Genomic DNA, 3,186 nt, shown 5'->3' with positions numbered 1-3,186 from the left:
AACGACTTTGCGCCGATGATAGTGCTGCAACCAGTGTGAAAGTAGGTTATCGTCAGGCTAGTTATATAGAAAAACCCCCTTCCGGTGATCCGGTTGGGGGTTTTTCGCATTTCAGAGCATCATTCCGAGACGTTTTCCCAGGCATAGCAGCGTCAACGTCGGCGGCAATCCCCACGATCCCGGTATCACCGACGCATCGCATACGTATAAATTACTGGCCGTAGTTTGCAAATCGCTGTCTACAATGACGCCGATCGGAAGGCTGCCGCCTGGATGTGCTGCAAAATGCCAGCTCTTGAAGATTTTCCTGGCGCCGGCGGTGCGTAAAATATCGCGCGCCATGCCAATACCGCGTGACAGTTTGGCCCGATCGGCCGCGCTCAAGGTTTTGTCTACCCAGCGAGGACCGATGGCGCCGCCGATATCATCGCGTATTTTGACCATGATGGTCAGCGTGCGCGCATGGGACAGCATGCGGTCGACACGCCCGACCTGCGCGGCAAATGCCTGGAACATCGGCCTGGGCAACGTCATGTCAGCCAGGGCGACTCCTTCCTCTTGCAGGTACAGGCCGCTTGCCATCGGGACTTCGGCGCCGCCTTCCAGGTCGTCGACCTGGCCCATCACGGCCACGACCGGATCGCTGAAGAACGCGCTTTGCGCCGCGTGGAGTCCCGAGCTGTGCAACAAGCGCGGACTGCCAATACCACCGCCGGCCAGCACCACCTTGGCGGCGCGCACCACATGGTGTGTGCCATCACGCAGGTAGCGCACGCCGCATGCACGTCCGTTTTCCACCATCACGTTTTCTACGTACGCTCGATCGAGCAACGTCGCGCCCGACGCCACAGCCTCATCCACAAAATCGCGTGCTGTCCACTTGGCTCCGAACGGGCATCCATAAACGCACCGCCAGCAACCGGTGCGGCAGATCTGTGGTCGTATCAATTTGTGGAGTTTGCGCCAGTCGAGGCCAAGCGCGGAAGCGCCCGAGGCGATGCGCTTGGCCATGGGACCAATCAGGTCATCAGGTAAAGGTCCCATCGGCAGCTCGGCACGCAGCATTGCCAGCGCCGGCGCCAGGTCAATACCGTGATTGGCAAACATGGACAGTGGTGGCGGGGCGGCCGTGGCAAAATTGATGGCGCTGCTGCCGCCGACGACCATGCCGCTCACCAGCAGCGAGCCATCGCGATGGATGTATGCGCCCTTGCCTGGTACTGCGGCCATGCCGGCCATCTGGGACAAGGTGCCTTGGAGTGGCACGTTGCTGCCGCGCTCGAGTATCAGGACCCGCAATTGCCGACGGGCCAGTTCACGCGCGACGCTGGCGCCACCGGGACCGGTGCCAACCACGATGGCGTCGTAGATTGTTTCTTGCTTGCTCATGCGGACACCCGTTCACGTCAGGCACACACCATAACGTGTTTTTCACATGCCCGCACCGGGTTCAGAACAGGTTCAAGCCTTTGAGCATCACCAGCAAAATCAGCACGGGTGACACGTAGCGCAGCAGTATCAGCACCACGCGCGCGGTTGCCCGGTTGGGTAGCGCACCATTGTTGGATAGTGCCCCCGTGAATTTGTCGGCGCCCCATACCCATCCCACGTAGATCGCCAGGCAAATTCCGCCGATCGGCAGCAATACGTTGGATGAGACAAAGTCGAACAGGTCGAACATATTCATGCCGAACAGCTTGAAGTCGGCCAGCACATTATTGGTCAGCGCACAGGTGGAGCCGAGCACCATCAATACTGCGATGGTGAGCAAGGTCGACTTGGCGCGGCTCAGTCCCAGGCGTTCATGCAAAATTACAACCGGCACTTCCATCAGGGACAGCATCGCACCGGTAGCGGCGACCGCCGCCAGCACGAAGAACACGATCATCAAGAAATGGCCGCCGGGGATTTGCGAGAACACGGCTGGAATCGTGATGAACACCAGCGACGGGCCGGCCGACGGTGCGAAGCCGAACGTGAACACCGCCGGGAAGATGGCGATCCCGGCCAGCATGGAGACAAACAGGTCGGCAATCATCACCCGCACAGTGGTTTGCGGGATATTTTGATCGTCGCGAAAGTACGATCCATAAGTCATCATGGTGCCCATCCCCAGCGACAGCTTGAAGAAAGCCAGGCCCATCGCCGTAAGGATGACTCCCGCCGTGATCTTGCTGAAGTCCGGGCGGAACAGGAAAGCCAGTCCATCAAGCGCCTTATCCAGCGACAGGCTGACAGCGCACAGCAATAGCAATAACAGGAACAACAAGGGCATCAATTTTTTGGCCACCGCCTCGATGCCCTTGGTCACACCCATCAACAGGATGCCTCCGATAAATACCAGCACTACCCACTGCCACAGCAGCGATTGCAGCGGATCGCTGATCAGCGCCGTGAATGCGCCTTCGGTCACCTGGCGGTCACTGCTGAGTATCGAGCCACCGATCGCCTTGAATACATAAGCGAACACCCACGCCACCACTTCAGAATAGAACGACATGATCAGGAAGGCAGCCAGCATGCCCGATACGCCAATCAGCCACCAGGGCAAGCGGCTCGGGCTGAGCTTTTGCAGCGCCGTGATCGGGTTGGCCTTGGCGGCGCGGCCCATGGTGATCTCCGCGATCATGACCGGCAGGCCGACCAGCAAGGTGGCCAGCAAATAAATCAGCAGGAAGCCGGCGCCGCCGTTGGCGCCTGTGAGGTAAGGGAACTTCCAGATATTGCCCAAGCCGACGGCCGAGCCGAGTGTGGCCGCCAGCACGCCGAAGCTGGAGCTGAAGCCGCCACGTTTGAGAGAGTTGTTAGTCATGGCTGCTTTCCGCACCGGTTAAAGGCAGCGATTGTAGCAGCGCGAAAATAACTCTTGCAGGTTCGGAAGCGTATTGCTATAGTTCGCCCCCTCGCAGAACAACACATGCAAATGCAGCGTGAAGCGAGAGTAGAGAAGAAAAAGAAGTGCTTGACGAAATATCCGAAACGCTTCATAATCTTGCCTCTTCGCTGATGAACAAAACGCTTCTTCAGCTAGCAAGACCGCAGTACCAAACAAAGTTCTTTAAAAATTAACAGTCGATAAGTGTGGACGTTTGATGAAAGTGCACACAGCACTAGTTGCTGTGATACTTAACATATCAAATGTTCACAAGAAGTAATGAAATAGGCGCTATGAAAATAGTGGCCTGT

General features: G+C 57.7%; 2 protein-coding genes. Both read right to left on the bottom strand.

The genetic code is table 11. The features are described 5' to 3' along the window. Window positions 1–111: 111 nt before the first annotated feature. Complete coding sequence (locus DUPY_RS24030; protein WP_070251679.1) at window positions 112–1,389, bottom strand: GMC family oxidoreductase N-terminal domain-containing protein; 1,278 nt, start codon at window positions 1,387–1,389, stop codon at window positions 112–114. Window positions 1,390–1,450: 61 nt separating this feature from the next. Continuing rightward, window positions 1,451–2,812 carry a sodium-dependent transporter gene (locus DUPY_RS24025; protein ID WP_070251678.1) on the bottom strand — a complete coding sequence of 454 codons (1,362 nt, stop codon included), beginning with the start codon at window positions 2,810–2,812 and terminating at the stop codon, window positions 1,451–1,453. Between the last annotated feature and the right edge of the window lie 374 nt (window positions 2,813–3,186).

Source organism: Duganella phyllosphaerae, from assembly GCF_001758785.1.
Taxonomy (GTDB): domain Bacteria; phylum Pseudomonadota; class Gammaproteobacteria; order Burkholderiales; family Burkholderiaceae_D; genus Rugamonas; species Rugamonas phyllosphaerae.
Note: the sequence above shows the minus strand (reverse complement) of the source record. Positions and strands in the feature narration are given on the sequence as shown.